Annotated in this window: 20 protein-coding genes; 7 read left to right on the top strand and 13 right to left on the bottom strand. The window is 58.9% G+C overall.

All coding sequences use genetic code 11. The annotated features are described in order from the left end of the window. Positions 1 to 55: 55 nt before the first annotated feature. From hflX to PMI18_RS11320, 7 genes are all read right to left on the bottom strand, one after another. On the bottom strand, positions 56 to 1,357 hold the full coding sequence (gene hflX / locus PMI18_RS11290; protein ID WP_007902661.1) for a ribosome rescue GTPase HflX: 1,302 nt from the start codon (positions 1,355 to 1,357) through the stop codon (positions 56 to 58). Between the two features lie 12 nt (positions 1,358 to 1,369). Further along, a complete protein-coding gene (gene hfq, locus PMI18_RS11295) occupies positions 1,370 to 1,630 on the bottom strand; it encodes an RNA chaperone Hfq (RefSeq protein WP_007902656.1) in 261 nt (86 codons plus the stop codon). Between the two features lie 94 nt (positions 1,631 to 1,724). Beyond that, positions 1,725 to 2,696 carry a tRNA (adenosine(37)-N6)-dimethylallyltransferase MiaA gene (gene miaA / locus PMI18_RS11300; RefSeq protein WP_007902653.1) on the bottom strand — a complete coding sequence of 324 codons (972 nt, stop codon included), beginning with the start codon at positions 2,694 to 2,696 and terminating at the stop codon, positions 1,725 to 1,727. Beyond that, positions 2,696 to 4,606, bottom strand: a complete 1,911-nt coding sequence (gene mutL, locus PMI18_RS11305) for a DNA mismatch repair endonuclease MutL (protein ID WP_007902649.1) — start codon at positions 4,604 to 4,606, stop codon at positions 2,696 to 2,698. Before mutL ends, miaA begins: the two co-directional genes overlap by 1 nt. Then, entirely contained in the window at positions 4,603 to 6,033 is a 1,431-nt protein-coding gene (locus PMI18_RS11310; protein ID WP_007902646.1) for an N-acetylmuramoyl-L-alanine amidase, read from the bottom strand. The genes mutL and PMI18_RS11310 overlap by 4 nt, the downstream gene beginning before the upstream one ends. Next, positions 6,034 to 6,504 (bottom strand): tRNA (adenosine(37)-N6)-threonylcarbamoyltransferase complex ATPase subunit type 1 TsaE, encoded by a 471-nt coding sequence (tsaE, locus tag PMI18_RS11315; protein ID WP_007902643.1) that lies wholly within the window; start codon positions 6,502 to 6,504, stop codon positions 6,034 to 6,036. It lies immediately after the preceding gene. Continuing rightward, positions 6,492 to 7,991 carry a bifunctional ADP-dependent NAD(P)H-hydrate dehydratase/NAD(P)H-hydrate epimerase gene (locus PMI18_RS11320; protein WP_007902642.1) on the bottom strand — a complete coding sequence of 500 codons (1,500 nt, stop codon included), beginning with the start codon at positions 7,989 to 7,991 and terminating at the stop codon, positions 6,492 to 6,494. The genes tsaE and PMI18_RS11320 overlap by 13 nt, the downstream gene beginning before the upstream one ends. Before the next feature lie 63 nt (positions 7,992 to 8,054). Between PMI18_RS11320 and queG the strand changes: the two genes are divergently transcribed. Beyond that, a complete protein-coding gene (gene queG, locus PMI18_RS11325) occupies positions 8,055 to 9,119 on the top strand; it encodes a tRNA epoxyqueuosine(34) reductase QueG (RefSeq protein ID WP_007902639.1) in 1,065 nt (354 codons plus the stop codon). A 104-nt stretch (positions 9,120 to 9,223) separates the two neighbouring features. On the opposite strand, the gene PMI18_RS11330 is transcribed toward queG, so the two are convergent. Together PMI18_RS11330 and orn are read right to left on the bottom strand one after the other, a co-directional pair. Then, a complete protein-coding gene (locus PMI18_RS11330; protein WP_007902638.1) occupies positions 9,224 to 9,835 on the bottom strand; it encodes a trimeric intracellular cation channel family protein in 612 nt (203 codons plus the stop codon). 182 nt (positions 9,836 to 10,017) lie between these two features. Beyond that, on the bottom strand, positions 10,018 to 10,560 hold the full coding sequence (gene orn, locus PMI18_RS11335; RefSeq protein ID WP_007902637.1) for an oligoribonuclease: 543 nt from the start codon (positions 10,558 to 10,560) through the stop codon (positions 10,018 to 10,020). Positions 10,561 to 10,667: 107 nt separating this feature from the next. Between orn and rsgA the strand changes: the two genes are divergently transcribed. The 4 genes from rsgA (at position 10,668) to PMI18_RS11355 (ending at position 13,768) form a co-directional block, all read left to right on the top strand. Next, positions 10,668 to 11,699, top strand: coding sequence for a small ribosomal subunit biogenesis GTPase RsgA (rsgA, locus tag PMI18_RS11340; RefSeq protein WP_007902636.1), 1,032 nt, complete (start codon positions 10,668 to 10,670; stop codon positions 11,697 to 11,699). A 213-nt stretch (positions 11,700 to 11,912) separates the two neighbouring features. Further along, positions 11,913 to 12,320 carry a TIR domain-containing protein gene (locus PMI18_RS11345; RefSeq protein WP_007902634.1) on the top strand — a complete coding sequence of 136 codons (408 nt, stop codon included), beginning with the start codon at positions 11,913 to 11,915 and terminating at the stop codon, positions 12,318 to 12,320. 3 nt (positions 12,321 to 12,323) lie between these two features. After that, positions 12,324 to 13,283, top strand: a complete 960-nt coding sequence (locus tag PMI18_RS11350; protein WP_007902632.1) for a caspase family protein — start codon at positions 12,324 to 12,326, stop codon at positions 13,281 to 13,283. Next, the gene (locus PMI18_RS11355) at positions 13,283 to 13,768 is read left to right on the top strand and encodes a toll/interleukin-1 receptor domain-containing protein (protein ID WP_007902631.1); all 486 of its coding nucleotides are present in this window, start codon (positions 13,283 to 13,285) and stop codon (positions 13,766 to 13,768) included. Before PMI18_RS11350 ends, PMI18_RS11355 begins: the two co-directional genes overlap by 1 nt. 296 nt (positions 13,769 to 14,064) lie before the next feature. On the opposite strand, the gene PMI18_RS11360 is transcribed toward PMI18_RS11355, so the two are convergent. The 4 genes from PMI18_RS11360 to motA all read right to left on the bottom strand — a co-directional run bounded on the left by PMI18_RS11360 (position 14,065) and on the right by motA (position 18,271). Further along, positions 14,065 to 14,826: a hypothetical protein gene (locus tag PMI18_RS11360; protein WP_007902627.1), complete on the bottom strand. Its 762-nt coding sequence runs from the start codon at positions 14,824 to 14,826 to the stop codon at positions 14,065 to 14,067. Beyond that, positions 14,820 to 15,968 carry a hypothetical protein gene (locus PMI18_RS11365; protein WP_007902625.1) on the bottom strand — a complete coding sequence of 383 codons (1,149 nt, stop codon included), beginning with the start codon at positions 15,966 to 15,968 and terminating at the stop codon, positions 14,820 to 14,822. The genes PMI18_RS11360 and PMI18_RS11365 overlap by 7 nt, the downstream gene beginning before the upstream one ends. A 419-nt stretch (positions 15,969 to 16,387) precedes the next feature. After that, on the bottom strand, positions 16,388 to 17,416 hold the full coding sequence (gene motB / locus PMI18_RS11370) for a flagellar motor protein MotB (RefSeq protein WP_007902620.1): 1,029 nt from the start codon (positions 17,414 to 17,416) through the stop codon (positions 16,388 to 16,390). A 3-nt stretch (positions 17,417 to 17,419) separates the two neighbouring features. Next, positions 17,420 to 18,271: a flagellar motor stator protein MotA gene (gene motA / locus PMI18_RS11375; protein WP_007902618.1), complete on the bottom strand. Its 852-nt coding sequence runs from the start codon at positions 18,269 to 18,271 to the stop codon at positions 17,420 to 17,422. Between the two features lie 165 nt (positions 18,272 to 18,436). Between motA and PMI18_RS11380 the strand changes: the two genes are divergently transcribed. Together PMI18_RS11380 and PMI18_RS11385 are read left to right on the top strand one after the other, a co-directional pair. Then, entirely contained in the window at positions 18,437 to 19,969 is a 1,533-nt protein-coding gene (locus PMI18_RS11380) for an HDOD domain-containing protein (protein WP_007902616.1), read from the top strand. A 259-nt stretch (positions 19,970 to 20,228) separates the two neighbouring features. After that, a complete protein-coding gene (locus PMI18_RS11385; protein WP_007902614.1) occupies positions 20,229 to 21,044 on the top strand; it encodes a rhodanese-like domain-containing protein in 816 nt (271 codons plus the stop codon). The last annotated feature ends 11 nt before the right edge of the window (positions 21,045 to 21,055 follow it).

The raw sequence follows: 21,055 nt of genomic DNA, 5'->3' as shown, positions 1-21,055 counted from the left end.
GCCGACCAATGCTACAGAATGCCTGTCACCACGGCACAACCGCTTTCTCAGGCTTTTATTGCAAAGTGTGTTGCTCGATGAATTCCATCGGTTGCAGACCCTCGCGGCTCACGAGTCGATTCAATTCGATCCGTGGCAAGCGAACGGCCAGCAAGCTGATGCCTTCTTCGTCGTGTTCTTCTTTTTGCACCGCACCGAGTTCGAAAAACTGCGCACGCAGTCGAGCAAAACGTTGCGGCAAGCGCAAGGTGCCAATAAACAAATCACTGCCTAACAGTTCGGCCACAGCCTGCTTGAGCAGGTCCAGACCGGTACCGTCCTTGGCCGACAACCAGACCCGCTGCGGTTTGCCATCGGCATCGCGCTGGATCTGCGGCTCAACACCCTCGAGCAAATCGAGTTTGTTGTATACCTCAAGGATCGGCAAGTCTTGCGCCCCGATCTCCCCGAGCACCACCATGACCTGTTCAATCTGGGCCATACGCTCAGGCTCATGCGCATCGATCACATGCAGCAGCAGGTCGGAGTTGCTCGACTCTTCGAGCGTAGCCCGAAATGCCTCGACCAGTTTGTGCGGCAGGTGGCGAATGAAGCCCACGGTGTCGGCCAGTACGATCGGCCCGAGGTCGTCGAGTTCGAGTCGGCGCAAGGTCGGGTCGAGGGTAGCGAATAGCTGGTCGGCGGCGAAGACGTCGGAATCGGTGACCGAGTTGAACAGCGTCGATTTGCCGGCGTTGGTATAACCCACCAGTGAAACCGTCGGGATGTCAGCACGTTTGCGCCCGCGCCGAGATTGCTCGCGCTGGCTGCGGACCTTTTCCAGGCGCCCCTTGATCTGCCGCAGGCGAACCCGCAACAGACGCCGGTCGGTTTCCAGCTGGGTTTCACCCGGGCCGCGCAGACCGATACCGCCCTTCTGCCGTTCAAGGTGAGTCCAGCCACGAACCAGCCGCGTACTCATGTGTTCAAGCTGGGCCAGTTCGACCTGGAGCTTGCCTTCATGGGTGCGGGCGCGTTGGGCGAAGATATCGAGAATCAAACCCGTGCGGTCGATCACGCGACACTCGAAAATACGTTCGAGGTTACGTTCCTGACTGGGCGTGAGGATGTGATTGAAAATCACCAGATCGACCTGTTCGGCGCTAACCAGGTCGCGTAATTCTTCGACCTTGCCGCTGCTGATCAGGGTTTTGGCGGTTGGCCGATGACGCGGCACGTTAAAAAACGCGACGGTCTCGGCGCCAGCCGAAATTGCCAACTCCTGAAACTCCTGCGGATCTTCGCGCGCCTCAGGGTCCTGACCATCCAAGTGAACGAGAATTGCCCGTTCACCACCACCGTGGCGCTCAAAGAACAAAGGAGACTCCTATCAGGCGTTACCTGGCTCAGCGTCACCTGCTTCGGATTCGGTTGCGCTAGGCAGACGAATTGGACGAACCGGCACCACTGTAGAGATAGCGTGTTTGTAAACCATTTGGCTAACGGTGTTTTTCAGCAGGATTACGAACTGGTCGAAAGACTCGATCGTGCCTTGCAGTTTGATCCCGTTGACCAGGTAGATGGAAACCCCCACTTTCTCTTTACGTAAAGTATTCAAGTAAGGGTCTTGTAGCGAATGCCCTTTTGACATGTGCCGCACTCCTTTAAGGATTCAATATAAAAAATAGGTAAACAGATGGCTTGGGGCCGTCACACCCCCAAGGATAGACGGCAATTGCAAGGACTCAGCTCAATATGGAGATGGTCCCGAGGTATTTCAAGGCGCGCGGCAGATTGTCGCAATCGAGGCTGTCCAACCAGTGTAAATCAGCCCAACTGCGCAGCCAGGTGAACTGGCGCTTTGCCAATTGGCGCGTGGCAATGATTCCACGCTCCTGCATCTCGGCTTGCGTCAGCTTGCCATCCAGGTAATCCCAGACTTGTCGATAGCCTACAGCACGTATAGACGGCATCCCCGAATGCAGGTCACCTCTATCTCGCAGGGCTACGACCTCGTCTATGAATCCCTGTTCCAACATATTTGTGAATCTTTGTTTAATGCGCTCGTGCAGTACCTGACGATTTGCCGGGGCGATAGCCAAGTTCGCGACAGTATAGGGCAATTGTTGCAGTCCCGAAGCGGCTGCTTCAGTACTTTGCGCAGATTGTCGCAAGCGTAGCTCAGTCATGCTCTGACCACTGACGCGATAAACTTCCAGTGCGCGACTGAGGCGCTGCGGATCGTTCGGATGAATTCGCGCTGCAGATTGCGGATCGATGACCGCCAATTGATCGTGCAGGGCTTGCCAGCCAAGGCGTGCAGCCTCTTCTTCGATTTGCGCGCGCACCTGCGGATCGGCCGCCGGCATGTCGGCCAGACCTTCGAGCAAAGCCTTGTAGTAGAGCATTGTACCGCCTACCAGCAGCGGAATTTTGCCTCGAGCGGTGATCTCTGCCATGGCCTCAAGCGCATCACGACGAAAATCGGCAGCGGAATAACTCTCGGCCGGGTCGAGAATATCGATCAACCGATGCGGAAATTCGGCCAACAACTCTTTGGAAGGCTTGGCGGTGCCAATGTCCATGCCACGGTAAACCAGCGCCGAATCGACGCTGATAAGCTCGCAGGGCAAAACTTTGGTGAGTTCGATGGCCAGGTCGGTCTTGCCGGCAGCCGTCGGCCCCATCAGGAAAATCGCAGGAGGGAGCTGGCTCATCAACGACCGCGCAAAAACAGTTTGTCCAGATCGTCCAGGCCCAATTGGGTCCAGGTCGGTCGGCCATGGTTGCATTGACCGCTGCGTTCGGTGTTTTCCATGTCCCGCAGCAGACCGTTCATTTCCGGCAAGGCCAGACGCCGATTCGCGCGAACCGCGCCGTGGCAGGCCATGGTGCCGAGCAGTTCGTTCAGGTGTGCCTGAATCCGGTCGCTGGTGCCGTATTCCATCAAATCCGCCAGAACGTCGCTGACCAATCGATTGGCTTCCGCCTGTTTCAGCAACGCGGGGATTTGCCGGATCGCCAGCGACTCCGGGCCAAGGCGCTGCAATTCAAAGCCCAGCCGCTGGAACCACGCGACGTGTTCTTCGGCGCAATCGGCTTCGCGCTGACTGACCGCCAGGGACTCCGGCACCAACAGCGGCTGACCACTCAGACCTTCGCTGGCCATGGCGATTTTCAGGCGTTCGTACATGATCCGCTCGTGGGCGGCGTGCATGTCCACCAGCACCAGGCCCTGGGCATTTTCCGAAAGAATATAGATGCCCTTGAGCTGCGCCAACGCATAGCCTAGCGGTGGAATGTCGTCCTGCCCGGCTGGCAGCGCGACCGCGTTGGCTTCGGGCAGTGGCGCGAAGAACTCACGGTAGGCCGCTTGAGCTTCGGCGACGGGCACGCCGGACTGCGGCCGCGGCGTGTATTGATACTGATAACCGGCGCCAGCGCCCGAGCCAGCCGGCGTGTTGAACGACGGTTGTGCCTGCGGCTGTTCCAGCAGCGCATTGGCCGCCAGACGCATTTCGCCCTGCGGACCGAACTCACCGGCGTCGAGCCCGGTAGGCCGGACAATGGCGGTCGCGACAGGTGCGGCCAGATGATCCTCCGGCCGCACATCGCCGAGGGCGCGGTGCAAAGTGCCATAGAGGAAATCGTGAACCATGCGCCCGTCACGGAAGCGTACTTCGTGCTTGGTCGGGTGCACGTTGACGTCGACGCCCGCCGGATCGACTTCGAAAAACAGCACGAACGTCGGGTGCCGACCGTTGAACAGCACGTCGCGATAAGCCTGGCGCACCGCGTGGGCCACCAGTTTGTCGCGCACCGCGCGGCCATTCACAAAGAAATACTGCAAGTCTGCCTGGCTGCGGTTGAACGTCGGCAACCCGACCCAACCCCACAAATGCAGGCCATTGCGCTCGATTTCGATCGGCAGCGCCTGTTCCAGAAAACCCGCCCCGCAGATCGCCGCCACACGCCGGGCGCGGGCCGCATCGTCATGGGCTTCGTGCAGGCTGAGGATGGTTTTGCCGTTGTGGCGCAGATGGAATGCCACATCGAACCGCGCCAGCGCCAGACGCTTGATCACTTCTTGCAGGTGATCGAACTCGGTTTTTTCGGTCTTGAGAAATTTGCGGCGCGCTGGGGTATTGAAGAACAAATCGCGCACTTCCACCGAAGTCCCCACGGGATGGGCCGCCGGTTGAACGCGAGGCGCCATGTCCCGGCCTTCGGTTTCCACCTGCCAGGCTTGATCGGCATCGCGAGTGCGGGACGTCAGGGTCAGACGTGCCACGGAACTGATGGACGCCAGCGCCTCACCACGAAACCCCAGGCTCATCACCTGTTCAAGGTCTTCCAGGTTACGAATCTTGCTCGTGGCGTGACGGGCCAGGGCCAAAGGCAGGTCATCGGCAGAAATGCCGCTACCGTCATCGCGCACCCGCAGCAACTTGACGCCGCCCTGCTCCACATCGACATCGATGCGTTTGGCGCCGGAGTCGAGGCTGTTCTCCAGCAACTCCTTGATCACCGAGGCTGGGCGCTCAACCACTTCACCGGCGGCAATCTGGTTCGCCAGCCTCGGGCTGAGCAGCTCGATGCGCGCAGTGTTGGTCAGCACCTGGTTCATTCTTTGGCCGCCAGTTCAGTGCCGGGGATGGTCAGAGTCTGACCAATCTTCAGCTCGTCACTTTTCAAGTTGTTTGCGTTACGCAAGGTGGCCGGGGACACCTGATAACGCACGGCGATCATCGCCAGGGTTTCGCCGGGGTTCACGCGATGGTCACGTGGGCCTTGGGCAATTTTGCCGGAATCGCGCAGCCAGGCAATGTAGGTGCCCGGCGGTGGATTCTGCTGGAAGAACTGCCGCACGCCGCTGCTGATAGAACGCGCCAGCGCCTGCTGGTGGTTCGCTGCGGCAAGCTTGGAAGCTTCATTGGCGTTGGAGATAAACCCGGTTTCCACCAGAATCGACGGGATATCCGGCGACTTCAGCACCATGAACCCGGCTTGCTCTACGCGCTGTTTGTGCAGCGGCGTGACGCGGCCGATGTTGCTCAAGACTTTCTGGCCAACGTTGAGGCTGGATGTCAGGGAAGCAGTCATCGACAAATCGAGCAGCACACCGGCCAGCATGCGGTCCTTGTCGTCGAGGCTGACGTTGCCGGCACCGCCGATCAAGTCGGAACGGTTTTCGCTGTCGGCCAGCCAACGGGCAGTCTCCGACGTCGCGCCACGGTCAGACAAGGCGAACACCGAGGCACCGAACGCAGCAGCCGAAGGTGCGGCGTCAGCGTGGATCGAAACGAACAGGTCAGCCCCCTTCTTGCGAGCGATTTCGGTACGACCGCGCAACGGAATGAAGTAGTCGCCGGTGCGAGTCAGTTCGGCGCGGAAGCCTTTCATGCCATTGACCTGACGCTGCAGTTCACGGGCGATCGCCAGCACCACGTCTTTTTCCCGCTGACCGCGAGAGCCCGAGGCGCCTGGGTCCTCACCACCGTGGCCGGCATCGATCACCACAATGATGTCGCGCTTGCCGGCTGGGGCGGGCGGCAATTTGATCGAAGGCTCGGAGGGTGCGACAGGGACCGCAGGCAACGTTGCCACGGACGGCGTTGGCGCAGGCGGTGGCGCGGCATCGGCCGCATTGTCGAACAGGTCGACGACCAGGCGATTGCCATATTGGGCGTTTGGCGCCAGGGTGAAGCTTTTTGGCGTGACGGCTTTTTTCAGGTCGATGACCACCCGCAGGTCGGTCGGCGTGCGCTGAGCCGAGCGCATCGCGGTAATCGGGGTGTTCGAGGTATTAACGTTCAGTGGTGCGCCGAGAGTTGCACCATTAATGTCGATCACCAGTCGATCCGGGGAGGTCAGGGTAAAAACGCTGTGCTGGACAGACCCTGTCAGGTCAAACACCAGCCGCGTGTTGTCCGGCGCCCGCCACAGGCGAACACTGTTGACCTTCGTCTCGGCCACAGCGTCGACGGTCACCGCCAGAAACAACAATCCTACGGCAGCAACCAACGCGCGAAAGCGCATACCTAACCCCATCATTTATTTGGATTCCAATGCCAAAGCGGCACACCACGACTCGCCACGCGAGCCTTGTGGCGAAATTTTCAGCGAACGCCCGCTGTCTTGCGGGCTAATGGTAATGGTCAGGTCGGGCTTTGGCAAAAAGCCTGCACCGTTACGGGGCCATTCGATCAGGCACAACGCGTCGTCTTCGAAATAGTCGCGGATGCCCAGGTACTCCAGCTCCTCCGGATCGACCAGTCGATAGAGGTCGAAATGGAAGGCGCGGACCTCCCCAATCTCGTAAGGCTCAACCAGGGTGAAGGTCGGACTTTTTACCGCCCCCGTATGCCCCAGGCCACGAATAATGCCCCGGGACAGCGTGGTTTTCCCGGCGCCCAGATCTCCCTCGAGAAAAATCAGACCGTGCCCTTCAGTGGTTTGTGCGATACGCGCACCAAACGCGGTCATCGCCTCTTCATCAGCCAGGTACAGGGTTACTTCAGACACGGTGCTTGCTCCTCCAACAACTGACGAATGGCTGGAATCAGATCACTGGCCGCCAGCCCACGGCCGAATTTACCTTGTTGCTCGCCGGCATTGGCGTGCACCCAGACCGCCAGGCATGCCGCGTCGTACGCATCCATACCCTGAGCGAGCAAGGCGCCGACCAGCCCGGCCAGCACATCACCCAAACCGGCAGATGCCATGGCCGGATGGCCCTGATGACACAGCGCCAGGCGCCCGTCGGGGCTGGCGATCAGGCTGCCGGCGCCCTTGAGGATCACCACCGCTGTATATTTTTTGCTCAATGCATGGGCAGCGGCCGGACGATCGGCCTGAACTTCGGCCGTCGACAACCCCAGCAATCGCGCCGCCTCGCCAGGGTGCGGCGTGATAACACAACGTGCGGGCAAACTCACGCCACCTTCGGCCAACAGGTTCAACGCATCGGCGTCCCAGACTTGCGGCAAAGGCGCATTGGCCGCGGCCGACAACAGACTGCGCCCCCAGGCGGCCTGCCCCAGCCCCGGGCCGACGACCAACACCGTGACCTTCTCAAGCAGCCCCATCAATTGATTGGCCGACGAAGTGCCGAGCACCATCGCTTCTGGCAAACGCGCCAAGGCGGCTGGAACATGTTCGTTGCGGGTGGCCACAGACACCATGCCGGCGCCGCTGCGCAAAGCACTTTGTGCACCGAGCAGAATGGCGCCACCAAAACCACGATCACCACCGATCAGCAATACATGACCAAATTTGCCTTTGTGGGCAGTTGGAGCGCGACCGGTCAGACGCGGCACATTACCGGCCGTCAGGCGACGAGCACTGACCGTGGCCCCGATAAACGTCTCAGGGGCGGCTTGCAGATCATTGAAGACCAAATCACCAACCACATCCGCAGCGTCACCGGTGAACAGGCCCAGCTTCAAACCGATGAACGTCACCGTCAGGTCCGCTCGAACCGCAATGCCGAGCTCGCGCCCCGTATCGGCGCACAGCCCCGAGGGGATATCCACCGCCGCAACCGGTAGCCCACTGGCGTTGATCGCGGCGATGACGCTGGCGTATGGCTCGCGCACTTCACCGGTCAGGCCGGTGCCGAGCAAGGCATCCAGCACAATGCCACGCAATTCTGAATGCGCATTCCAGTCTTGAATGGCGACGCCTTCGGCTACTGCCTCGGCATGGGCCGACGCGGCATCGCCCTGCAAACGCCCGGGATCCCCGGCGGCCAGCACCCGCACGTGCCAACCGGCACGTCGGGCCAGCACGGCCACCAGGTAACCGTCGCCCGCATTATTGCCGTGGCCGGCCACCACGCTCAATTCGTGTGCCGTGGGCCAATGACGGACCAGCGCGCGCCAGGTCGCCCGCGCCGCACGCTGCATCAATTCGAAGCCCGGCGTACCGGCCGCAATCAGGCTCGCATCGAGCCCTCGGACTTGCGCGGCGCTATACAGCGCGTCGGGTAATTCATCTTTAGTGTGCGGCATGCGTCTTCAGGCTCCGATGTCTGGCAGAATTATACGCACCTCAGCTCCGGTTTCTCTCGCCTCATGCCCGCTATTACCACAGACCTGCCCGCCCTCGCCCAATCCATCAAGGACTGGGGCCGCGAGCTGGGCTTTCAGCAAGTCGGCATCAGCGGCCTCGACCTGGCCGAGCATGAGCAGCATCTGGAGCGCTGGCTCGAAGCCGGCTACCACGGCGAAATGGACTACATGGGCGCCCATGGCAGCAAACGTTCGCACCCGGAAGAGCTGGTGCCGGGCACTCTGCGAGTCGTTTCCCTGCGCATGGACTACCTGCCGGGCGACACCGAAATGGCCAAACGCCTGGCCCAACCGGAAAAAGCCTACGTCTCGCGTTATGCCTTGGGCCGCGATTACCACAAATTGATCCGTAAACGCGTGCAACAACTGGCAGAAAAAATTCAGGCAGTGATCGGCCCGTTCGGCTACCGCGCCTTTGTCGACAGCGCCCCGGTACTGGAAAAAGCCATCGCCGAACAGGCTGGCCTTGGCTGGATCGGCAAAAACACCCTGGTCTTGAATCGCAAGGCGGGCAGCTATTTTTTCCTCAGCGAACTGTTCGTCGACCTGCCGCTGCCGGTGGACCCGCCTCACGCAACCGAACACTGCGGTCGCTGCACCGCCTGTCTGGACATCTGCCCGACCAACGCCTTCGTCGGTCCATATGTACTGGACGCCCGACGCTGCATTTCGTACCTGACCATCGAACTGAAAAGCGCGATCCCCGAAGATTTGCGGCCATTGATCGGTAACCGGGTATTCGGTTGCGATGACTGCCAGATCGTCTGCCCATGGAACCGCTTCGCCCGACCTTCCGGGGAAAGTGATTTCAAGCCACGGCACAATCTGGACAACGCCGAACTGGCCGAACTGTTCATGTGGGATGAAGAGAAGTTCCTCAGCAGCACCGAAGGCTCACCGCTCAGACGTGCGGGTTACGAGCGTTGGTTGCGCAATCTGGCGGTCGGCCTGGGTAATGCGCCGTCAAGCATTCCGGTGCTGGAAGCGCTCAAGGCACGACGGGACTATCCGTCGGAGCTGGTGCGCGAACACGTCGAATGGGCCTTGAAACAACACGGACTCCTGTAGCAGCAGCTGCCGAAGGCTGCGTTCGGCTGCGCAGCAGTCGTCGTACCGCAAAGCGAGTCCTGCGGCCTCGAACGCAGCCTTCGGCAGCTGCTACAGAGACCGTGTCAGGCCTCGTCGTTATAAACGAACTTGGGCATTTCCCAGTGGAAGCGGATCGCCAGCAAGCGCAGCAGGAAGCCGCCGAACAGGGTGATCAGGATCGACTGTTCGCCGGGTAATTGCAGGTAGATGCAGAGCAGGTAGCACCACGCCGCGGCAAACGAGACGCTGGCGTAGAGCTCGCGGCGGAAGATCAGCGGGATGTCGTTGCAGAAGATGTCCCGCAAGATACCGCCAAACACGCCAGTGATCACGCCGCTGACCGAGGCCACCAGCATGCCGTGGCCCATTTCCAGGGCAGTCATGCAGCCGATCAGGGTGAACGCCACCAGGCCCACGGCGTCAAGCACCAGAAACAGCGAGCGCAGGTGGCGCATCCAGCGGGCAATGAAGATCGTCAGCATCGCCGCGACGGAGGTCAGCACCAGGTATTCCGGGTGTTTGACCCAGGTCAGCGGGTAGTGGCCAAGCAGCACGTCGCGCACCGAACCGCCGCCCAGCGCCGTGACGCACGCGATCAGCACCACACCAAACCAGTCCATGCCGCGACGGCCCGCAGACAGGGCGCCAGTCATGGCTTCGGCAGTAATGGCGATCAGGTAGAGCATCAGCAACATGGTGGCGGTCCTGGCAGAAAGGCGCGCAGTCTAGCCATTTAGGGCCGGCACCAAAAGGGGGCACTCATTCAAATAGACCGCGTCGCCTTCTTCGCGGGCAAGCCTCGCTCCTACAGGTACAACGCAGGTCCCGTAGGAGCGAGGCTTGCCCGCGAAGGCGTCAGAACAGACACACCACCCAATCAGGCCTTGATGAAATTCTTGCGGTAGTGCTGAAGCTCGGCGATCGATTCGCGGATGTCGTCCAGCGCGAGGTGGGTGCTGCCCTTTTTGAAGCTGTCGCGTACGTCCGGCGCCCAGCGCGCGGCCAGTTCTTTAAGGGTCGACACGTCGAGGTTGCGGTAGTGGAAGTAGCTTTCCAGCGATTTCATGTGGGTATAAAGGAAGCGACGATCCTGGCAGATGCTGTTGCCACAGATCGGCGACTTGCCCTTCGGCACCCATTTTTCCAGGAAGGCGATGGTCTCGGCTTCGGCTTCGGCCATGCCGATACGGCTGTCGCGAACCCGTTGGGTCAGCCCGGAGCCGCCGTGCTGACGGGTATTCCACTCGTCCATGCCGGCGAGGATCTCGTCGCTGTGGTGGATGGCGATCACTGGACCTTCGGCCAAGGTGTTCAAATTACTGTCGGTGACGATGGTGGCCATCTCGATGATGACGTCGGTATCAGGGTTCAGACCGGTCATTTCCAGGTCGATCCAGATCAGGTTCAGCGGGTTTTGCATGAGTCGGCTCCTCGGCGTAGGTGCGCAGTTTAGCCTAGGGAGGCCACCGGGCGTGCTAAACTCGCGGCCGTTTTACCTAATCGCTGCATTCTCGATACGGAACACCCATGGCCAAACGCCAACTCAATCGTCGTCAAAACTGGCGCATCGAAAAGATTCAGGGCGAGCGCGCTGCCCGCGCCGCCAAACGCGAGTCCTCGGCTGTCGAGGCTCTCGAAGGCGGCGACCTGGGTCCGGAACAGACGGGCCTGGTGATCGCGCACTTCGGTGTGCAGGTCGAAGTCGAGGCCCTCGATGGCGAATTGGCCGGCCAGGTATTCCGTTGCCATTTGCGCGCCAACCTGCCAGCGCTGGTGACCGGCGATCAGGTTGTCTGGCGTGCCGGCAACCAGGGCATCGGCGTGATCGTGGCGCAACTGCCGCGTAAAACCGAGCTCTGCCGTCCCGACAGCCGTGGCCAGCTCAAGCCAGTGGCGGCCAACGTCGACTTGATCGTGATCGTCTTCGCGCCGCTGCCCGAGCCTCACGCCAACTTGATCGACCGTTACCTGGTCGCCGCGGAACACGCGGGTATTCGGCCGTTACTGCTGCTGAACAAGTTCGACCTGATCGACGAACAGAACGCCCCGGCGCTGAATGCCTTGCTGGCGGTTTACCGCACGCTGGGTTACCCGGTGCTGGAAGTGTCGGCCCACCACGGCAATGGCATGGAACAGTTGCAGAAGCAGCTGGACGGGCACATCAGCGTATTCGTCGGCCAGTCCGGCGTCGGCAAGTCGTCGCTGGTCAACAGCCTGCTGCCGGAAGTCGACACCCGTGTCGGCCCACTGTCCGAGCTGTCGGGCCAAGGCACCCACACCACCACCACCGCGCGGTTGTTCCACTTCCCCGGTGGCGGTGAGTTGATCGACTCCCCGGGTATTCGGGAATTCGGCCTGGGTCACGTCAGCCGTGCCGACGTCGAAGCCGGTTTCATCGAGTTCAACGACCTGATCGGCACCTGCCGCTTTCGCGACTGCAAGCACGACCGCGAACCGGGTTGCGCCTTGCTCAAGGCTCTTGAAGAAGGCCGCGTGCAGCAGCAACGGATGAACAGCTATCGCTCGATCATCGCCAGCTTGCCCGAAAGCAGTTATTAAACAGACGTGCCAGCCGCCCCTGACTCTTACGGGGCGGTAGGTCGTTCGTGGCATCCTACAAAAACTCCCTAAATTAAACGTCAGACCTTCCTGTAAGGCTTCTTCGCGCCTGCCTGAAGGACGCGTCTCTTTAACCGTCAAGGCCTTGTTGCGGCCACTCAAGTGCATACATTCGAGCCCTCATCGCATTTCAGGCGATACCGAGGGACAGCCATGCAAACCTATCATTTGTTCATCAGCCACTCGTGGAACTACTCAGACGCCCACGACAATCTGGTTCGCCTGCTCAACGCCAAGCCCGACTTCGCGTTCAAGAATTTTTCGGTGCCACCGGACAACCCGATCATCGGCGCGAAAACCGACAAGCAACTTGAAGAAGCCATCGAAAACAAGATTCGGCTCTGCTCGGCAGTGCTGATCATGGCAGGGATGTATTCGACCTACAGCAAGTGGATCAACAAGGAAATCGCGATCGCCAGGCGAATGGGCAAGGTCATCATTGCGATAAAGCCGTTTGGCGCCGAACGGATTTCCACGGTGGTACGCCGGGCGACGCACGCGGAGTGTGCGTGGAACACCAATAGCATCATCAGCGCCATTCGCACTCACGCGGCGGGCTGAACCATGCGCAAGGGACTGTTCATCGGCATTAATAACTACAGCCATGTTTCGCAATTGAGTGGTTGCAACAACGACGCGATGGCCATGGCTTCGGTGCTGAAAACCGACGCCAATGGCGATCCGAATTTCAAGAACCTGGTCCTGACCTCCGCCGAAGATTATCTGAGCCGCGAAAAGCTCGAAGGGCATATCCAGGAATTGTTTTCAGGCGATTGCAGCGTTGCATTGTTGTATTTCGCCGGACACGGCAACTTCGACGTCGATACGGACGAAGGCATGCTGATCCCCCAGGACTACAAATCCGCCAAGGATGGAATTCGCATCAGCGACATCCTGAACTGGGCGACCAAAGCGGTAAAAATCAAAAACAAAGTGATTATTCTCGACTGCTGCCAGGCGGGCTCGGCGGGCGAAGTGCGGGCGCTACGCAGCGAAAGCAGCATGGTGTGTGAAGGCATGACCATTCTCACCGCGTGCAAAAAAGAAGAGCCGGCGATGGAAGGCGCCAACCACGGCGTCTTCACAGGGCTGTTGCTGCAAGCACTGCACGGCGGCGCCGCAAACATATTGGGAAAGATCACCCCCGGCAGCCTCTATTCATTCGTCGACAACGCTCTCGACGCATGGGAACAGCGCCCGGTGTTCAAGACCAATGTGTCGCAGTTCATTTCATTGCGAGAAGTCTCGCCGCTGATCCCCAAAGAGATCCTGCGCAAACTGCCTGATTGGTTCGAAGAGGCGGAATCAATGTTCGCCCTCGACCCCAGCTACGAACCTACCGAAGCCATGTTCGACCCAGAGCACGGCGAAGTCTTCGCACAACTGCAAAAGTGCAACCGCCACAGCCTGATCGAACCGGTGGACGCCGAGCACATGTACTACGCGGCCATCCACTCCACGGGCTGTCGCCTCACCGCCCTCGGCGCCTATTACCGCGAACTCGCGATCAAGGGACATTTCTGATGCCCGTGTTTATCAGCTACCGCCATACCGATCGGTCCCACGCCATCGCCATCAGCACCCGTCTGATTCGGGCCAACATCAAGACCTACTTCGACGTGCTGGATCCGGAATCACAGACCACTGACGACATCACCGGGGTCATCACCCGCAACATCACCGAGTGCACGCATCTGCTGGCGATAGTCTCGGACAAGACCGCGCTGTCGTGGTGGGTGCCGTTCGAAATCGGTGAAGCGACCATCAGCAACCGGCGGATATGCTCATTCAAGACCGGACCGGCGGAACTGCCGCTCTATCTCGACAAATGGCCAAAGCTCAGCACCGACAAGGATCTGGAGTTTTTCATTGATGCCTATCGTGAAGAAGTGGCGACCAAGCGCTCAATGACGCTGGGTTCGATCAATGAATCCCTTTACCGCACCTACAGAGGCAACGCCGAGTTGTTCCACGACCAACTCAAGAGCCGCATCCGACGTGGTTTCTGACAGGTGCAAAAAAGCCGCGATGATTGCAATGCTGTTCACTTAAGCGAGACTCTTCAGTCAAGCCTACCTTTGTGGCGAGCGAGCTTGCTCCGCGCGGCGTTCCGATGCAGGGTTGCTTAGCAGCCCCAAAATCCGATAACAATCGCCGAATTTTGTGAGTCCGCACTCAAGCGGGAGCGAGCTCCCTCGCCACAGGTTTCTCACTGACTAAAGCCCCTCTTAAGTGCCCTCTGAACGGCCAAAAACAGGATTTACGCACGCTATCAGCACTAGTGATACCGTGCGAAAAAAATGAATTAACTGAGGCTGAAGGCTTCTTGAATGGTCTTGATCAAGCGGTCGCCATCCACCCTTTTGTAACCTTGAGGGTTTGACGCAAGCTCAGCGGGCACCTGGCTGAGAAATAACGTCAAATCGAGAGCCATTCGTTCAGGAAGCTTGGCCATTCCTTCTGTAAGACCGACAGACAGTAAGATCACATCCCTGAAGTGCTTGTTGATATCACGACTGTCCACTCGTACGCCGCTCTCGACCTGTGCCTTCTTGTTAAGCCAAGCATGGGCCTTGAGCGGAACGAGCCTGTCGGCCCCGATGTGACTGATTTCCTGAGTGTGGTCGACGCCGGCCAGGAGAAAGTTGTAATACTCATCATCAAGGATGATCGCAGAAAGGCTTGCGGCTTGCTCTTCTACGGGGACTTTGGTCATTCGTGCCGCTTCTTCGTGCTCCAGGCCATCTGGAACCCGAGAAAAAAGCTCGATCTGAACTGGAAAGGATTTGTCCTGAGGATCCTGGAAGCGATAGAAAACAGGGGAGTCCCCTCCGCTGTCGCCATTTTGGCGAATGGCGTACCCGCCGTCCTTGATGAACTTCCAGAACTGCCCTACGAACTCACGATTGAGGGCCTCAACGACCAGCACGACATCCAGATCCTTGGTGGCTCGAAATGGCTCATCCAGAAGCTCCATGGTAATGGATGCTGCCACCCCGCCAATCAGAACGTAGCTACCTTGGTAGTCTTTGAAATACTCTCTAAACCGGTCGATACCCACTACCATTTCACGTTCTCCATCATTTCATCCAAGCACATTTGCACTCGGTCATCATGCTCATCCTTGAGACTCAGGTAGAGAGAAAAGGGGTCTACAGCCCCGGTGGCTGTGTTGCTATACAGAGGGTCATAGCTCCAAAACTGGATGCAACACGCTGCATGGTTTTGCGGCACCTCATAATAGGGGGATGTGGTTTCGAATTTCGATTTGGCCGTCTTTGAGGTTGAGCCCCAAAAGCTGATCTCTACCCCATATGCCGTATTCACTTTTTGACTGTGATCAGACTGAGCTAGCCCTCGAATGTTATCGAACTGCGCAGTCGTCATTGCAAAACAAGGCACTTTTGGACTGGCGAGAAGGCTCATTTCTGCCAGGGCTGCCTCCCCCGCCAGCAGCATTGGGGTGTCAAACGCCTCAGGAATTGCATTTAACCAAAGCGTTTTTTTGACCGGCGTACGCATATAGTTTTTCGCCATTTCCCAAGTCGCCCTGGGAGACAAGTGAAAAAATATCGCGGCTTCACCCATTTCCTTTCCAGGCCGAACGATGTCCAAGTCGGTCAGCTCTTTAATGGCTCTGGTGACGGTCATTTTCGCGTAGGTAAAGGATTTTTCGAAAGTGGAGCGAGTGATCAGTAGCTGGTGCTGCCATCCTTTAATCAAGAATTGAATAAGCATGGATTGGGTGGCGGGACTCAGGACCTGAGGTTTTTCCAGACGCTGCCTGTAGTACTCCCGCAAATCCATTCCAAACGCAGGAAGGTAAAGCTGGTTTCCTGGCACGATGAATTGGACGCCTTTCTCGACCAGTCGCTTTCTGTCATAGCTCGGAAGTGTGTCTGTGACGAAGATCATGAGGTCGCTGGTTTCGGGCGATTTCTTCGCCAGCAGGTTGTTGATTGCCTGCATATGCTTGGCGACATCTGCAACGCTAGCTTCCCGCTGCGGACGTTCCTTGAGGATGAGGCACTCGGCGCCCAAGATTTGCGTGACGAAAAACTCGTATCGGTCACGCAGCGCATACGGAAGGATTTTGATGTGTTCCCACGGTTTTAATCGCAGCTTTAGGCCAAGCACACTCTCTACATAGACCTTGAGCTCGATCAGGTCACGCCTCTCATGGAGGTCGTCGCTGGTAAAATCAACCATGGTCATTCTTCCGCATCACGATTTCATCACGATATCAGAGGGTCTGATAGCGTGCAAAATTCTTGATATTCCTCCGTGAATTTTGATGCAGAGTCTCTGAGAAGCAAGATAAAAGGTAATGGCCGCCGACGCTGAAATTGCCTTGCAGAGGATGATACTTAGCCATAGGTCTAACTCCGGTCACTTGGGTGAGATTCCATCCTTGTTTCGACCGGCTAAGATCGATCGCCGATTCGTCGGCGACGGGCGAACTATAGCGAGCAACCTAGGGAAGTAAAACCCGGCCAATACGCCTCAGAACGGTCCTACGCCAATCTCGGAAGAAAGCCATGTTCTTTATTTTTGCTGCTGGCAGTGTCAGTCCCGTGCCCGGTGAGTAGAGACAAAAAAGCCGCGATCATTCGCGGCTTTTTCATGGGTCACTGCTTGGGCGACTCACCCGATTTCGGCACCGGATCATCAAACAGATTCAACCGCTCACGAAGCTCATGAGCCGGCAGCGGTTCCTTGTCCGCCGGCAATGCGTTCGGGTCGGCTGGCGGCGTGGGCACTTCGCCCGGGCCACCCTGCCCTTGCGTCGGCGCTGGCGCAGGTTCGGCACCTTGCGAACCTTCGATCGCACGCTGGGCTTTCTTGGTCAGCACCACGATGTCGATGCGGCGGTTGACCGGATTGAACGGGTTTTCCCGGTCGAACAGCGCCGACGAGGCATAACCCACGACTCGCGCTACTTGAGAGTCCGGATAGCTGCCGGCGATCAATGCACGGCGAGCCGCGTTGGCTCGGTTGGCCGAGAGTTCCCAGTTGCCGAAGTCGCCGGTGCCCGAGTACGGCTTGGCATCGGTGTGGCCGCTGATGCTGATCTTGTTCGGCACCGCTTTGATGGTGTCGGCCATGGCCAGCAGAATGTCTTCGAAATACGGCTTCAGACGCGCACTGCCGGAGTCGAACATCGGGCGGTTTTCGGCGTCCACAATCTGGATGCGCAAACCGTCCTGGGTAATCTCGAAGAGGATCTGGTCCTTGAACTTTTGCAACTGCGGGTTTTCTTCGACCTTGTTCTGCAACTCTTGCAGCAGCAGTTCCAGACGCTCTTTCTCGACCAGCTCGGCCATGCCTTCGACCTGCTCGGAGTCGATGGTCACCTTGTCCGGCTGAGGCTGGGACTTCACCTCGGGGTTGAGGGTGTTCTCCGGCGCCAGGGTCGGCGAGCCGCCCAGATCGATGATGTACGGCGTACCGCTTTCGGAAAAACCGACCGGGTCCTTGAAGTAACCGGCGATGGCAATCTTCTGTTCCGGTGTTGCCGTGGACAACAGCCACAACACCAGGAAGAACGCCATCATCGCCGTCGCGAAGTCCGCGAAGGCGATTTTCCAGGAGCCCCCGTGATGCCCGCCCGCGTATTTCTTTACGCGCTTGATGATTATCGGCTGGTTATTTTCCATGACTTAGCGACCGCGAACCGCTTGTTCCAGCTCAGCGAAGCTAGGACGGTGCGCCGGGTACAGAACCTTGCGACCGAATTCCACTGCCAGCGATGGCGGCATGCCAGAAGCCGAAGCCACCAGCGAGGCCTTGATGGCTTCGTAGACGTTCAGTTCTTCCTTGGCATCGTGGGCCAGGGCATGGGCCAGCGGACCAAAGAAGCCGTAGGCGGCGAGAATACCGAAGAAGGTCCCCACCAGTGCCGCACCTACGTGCACGCCGATCATTTTCTGGTCGCTTTCACCCAGGGAGGCCATGGTCACCACGATACCCAATACGGCCGCGACAATACCGAAACCGGGCATCGCGTCGGCGATGCCATTCACCGCGTGGGAAGGATGATCCAAGTCTTCCTTAAGGCTGGTCAGCTCCATGTCGAACAAGCCTTCGAGCTCATGGGGAGCCATGTTGCCGGAGGACATGATGCGCAGGTAATCGCAGATGTACGCAGTCATGCGGTCATCTTTCAGGACTGCCGGGTACTTGGCGAAGATCGGGCTCGCGGCGGCATCTTCGATGTCGCCTTCGATCGCCATCATGCCTTCGCGGCGGCTCTTGTTGAGGATCTCGTAAATCAGACCCAGCACTTCCAGATAGAAAGTGTGATTGAAACGCGAGCTGAACATTCCCAAGGCTTTCTTGAGAACGTGCTTGACCATATGACCAGGGTTGGCCTGCAGGAATGCGCCGAGGGCCGCACCACCGATAATCATCACCTCGAAAGGCTGAATAAGGGCGGCAATCTTGCCGTGGGAGAGCACGTATCCGCCGAGCACGCTCGCGAATACGACGATGATGCCGAGAATTTTAGCCATAGGTAGGAGAGCACTTACTGAGTCGGGTTCAAGGTCATATTCGGAAGTTAAAAAATCTCTTCTTCTCCTTATCGGCAAAACTGCGCCAGACTATAGCCAGTTCAATCGAAAAGCTAAATTAGCCCGCGCAGGGATAGGTAATGCAGACAATGATCGCGTGCAACCATGGCTAACGAAACGAACGTCCCAACGCCAAAACCAACCACGCTCGAAGGCTGGGTCAAGCTTCTCGATGGCGTACGCCTGCCGGTTCCGCAAGCCAGTCACGACCAAGTCTGCAAAGCCATCCGCGACAACCGCAGCTCGCTACGAGACATCGCCGAACTGATGCAGGACAGCCCGGCCCTGGCCTTGAGCGTGATTCGCGAAGCTAACCGCCATACCCATGGCAGCATGACCGAGCCTGCTGAAAATCTTGAAGTGGCGATCAATCGGCTCGGCTTGAAACGCACCGAAGAATTGCTCGAGCGCCTGCCCGCCGAACCCCAATCGCAGCTCCCTGTCGCCTTGCGCCAGCTTCAGTTGATCAGCCAGCACGCCACCCAACAAGCCAATGGTTTTTTTGCCGGTCGCCTGGCGCGGTTATGGCAGGACATCCACTGGGGCAGCCTACTGTTTCTTTCGCCACTGTGGCCCATGGCGTTGATCCATCCGCAGTTGCTTGAAGAATGGGAGCTGCGAGTCATCCATAAAGGCGAGTCGGCGCGCAAAGTCGAAAAGCAATTGTTCGGCGTGCGCCTGCTGGAAATCTGTCTGGCGCTGGTGGATGTCTGGCGTTTGCCGATCTGGGTGCAGCAGGGTTATCGGCTGCTGCGGAGCGAACAACGCGAACTGGTGAAAGTCCTGCGCATCGCGCGTGACAGCGATCACCCGCTACGCCAACAGAATCGTCTCGATGACGACCCGACGCTACGCCGCTGGCTCAATCAGCCGGCCAATACCGTGCTGCTGGCCAACGGTCTGGCGTTGTCGGCACAACAGGGCTGGGACAGTCCTCACTGTGAACGCTGGCAGTACCTGGCCAGCCTTTACCTGCAGATGCCGATGGATGAAGTGCAACAACAATTGCACCAACAGGCCGCTAACAGTGCGCGCCAACACGCCATGCCGGACCTCTGGCACCCGGCCGAAGCGTTGATCTGGCCGTCGGGCATCAACCGTGTTCACAGCGGTTTGCTGCCAGCCCCGGCACCCACCGCTGAAGACCTGGCGAAGTGGCGTAAACAATGCGCCGAATTGCTGGTGGAGCCGAGCCCTTTTACCAATGCCATGCACTTGACCAGCTCGGCCCGAGACGCCCTGGTGGCGTGTGGCATGCGGCGGGTGATGATCCTGATGGCCGACCGCACGCACGCTAATCTGCGCGCGCACCAGACCGCCGGGCTGCCCAAGGAAGTGGCCGGCCTGAACCTGGTGGTCAGCCAAAGCACCGTGCTGCAACGCCTGCTCGCACAACAGGCCCAGGTGCGCCTGACGCCGGCCAACAACGCACAATTCTCGGCCCTGCTGCCGGCCAGCCTGCGTAAACAGTTCAGCGGTGAACACTTGCTGCTGCGCTCCCTGGTCAACAACGGTCGGGTGATCATGATCGTGGTGGCGGATCAGGGCGGCGGGCCGTTCTCGGAAATCACCGTGCAAGCGTTCGGCAAAACCGCACAGTGCATCGAAAAAGCCCTGCACAGCTTCAGCCATCGCTAGGGGCTGATGCCAGTCAGTTAAGAAAAGGACGTGCCAAATGCCATGTTTGTGGCGAGGGGGCTTGCCCCCGTTCGGCTGCGAAGCAGTCGCAAATCCAGTGGATGCAGTGTGCCTGGCAGAATGAGGTTGTAGGTTTTAGGACTGCTTCGCAGTCCCACGGGGGCAAGCCCCCTCGCCACAAGCCCGTGCCGAAATAACTGATAACAGGCCCTCATGACGCTGCGCTACAATCCTCCCCTTTGTGCTCTGGAGACCTCACATGTCTGACTTCTCTGGCTTGGCGTTGGTGATCGAGCCGAGCGACCTGCTCCCGCGTCTCGACTCCCGCGAACTGATTCTGGTGGATCTGACCAGCAGCGCCCGCTATGCCGCAGGGCATATCCCCGGGGCACGCTTTGTCGATCCAAAACGTACTCAACTGGGTCAGGCGCCTGCGCCAGGCCTGCTGCCGACCCACGCTGCGCTTGAAGCATTGTTCGGCGAGCTGGGCCACAACCCCGATGCGGTCTACGTCGTCTATGACGACGAAGGCGGCGGCTGGGCCGGGCGTTTTATCTGGCTGCTGGATGTCATCGGCCACAGCAAGTATCACTATATCGATGGCGGCCTGCCGGCCTGGCTGGCAGAAGGCTTGCCCATGTCGATCCAGATCCCGCCGGCGGTCGGCGGCCCGGTCGCCCTGACCCTGCACGATGAACCCATCGCCACCCGCGAATACCTGCAAAGCCGCCTCGGTGCCAACGATCTGGCGATCTGGGACGCCCGTGGGCCGCTGGAGTACTCCGGCGAGAAAGTGCTAGCGGCCAAGGGCGGGCACATTCCGGGCGCTGTCAATTTCGAATGGACAGCCGGCATGGATCAGGCACGCAACCTGCGCATCCGCACCGACATGCCAAAAATCCTGGAACAACTCGGTATCACCAAAGACAAAGAAGTCATTACCCACTGCCAGACTCACCACCGTTCTGGCTTCACGTATCTAGTAGCCAAGTCGCTCGGTTATCCGCGCGTCAAAGGCTACGCCGGCTCTTGGGGCGAATGGGGCAACCATCCCGACACGCCCGTAGAGATTTAAGGTTTTTTAAG

Source organism: Pseudomonas sp. GM102 (assembly GCF_000282555.1).
Classification (GTDB): domain Bacteria; phylum Pseudomonadota; class Gammaproteobacteria; order Pseudomonadales; family Pseudomonadaceae; genus Aquipseudomonas.
The sequence above is the reverse complement of the archived record's forward strand: the minus strand, read 5'-3'. Positions and strand labels throughout refer to the sequence as shown.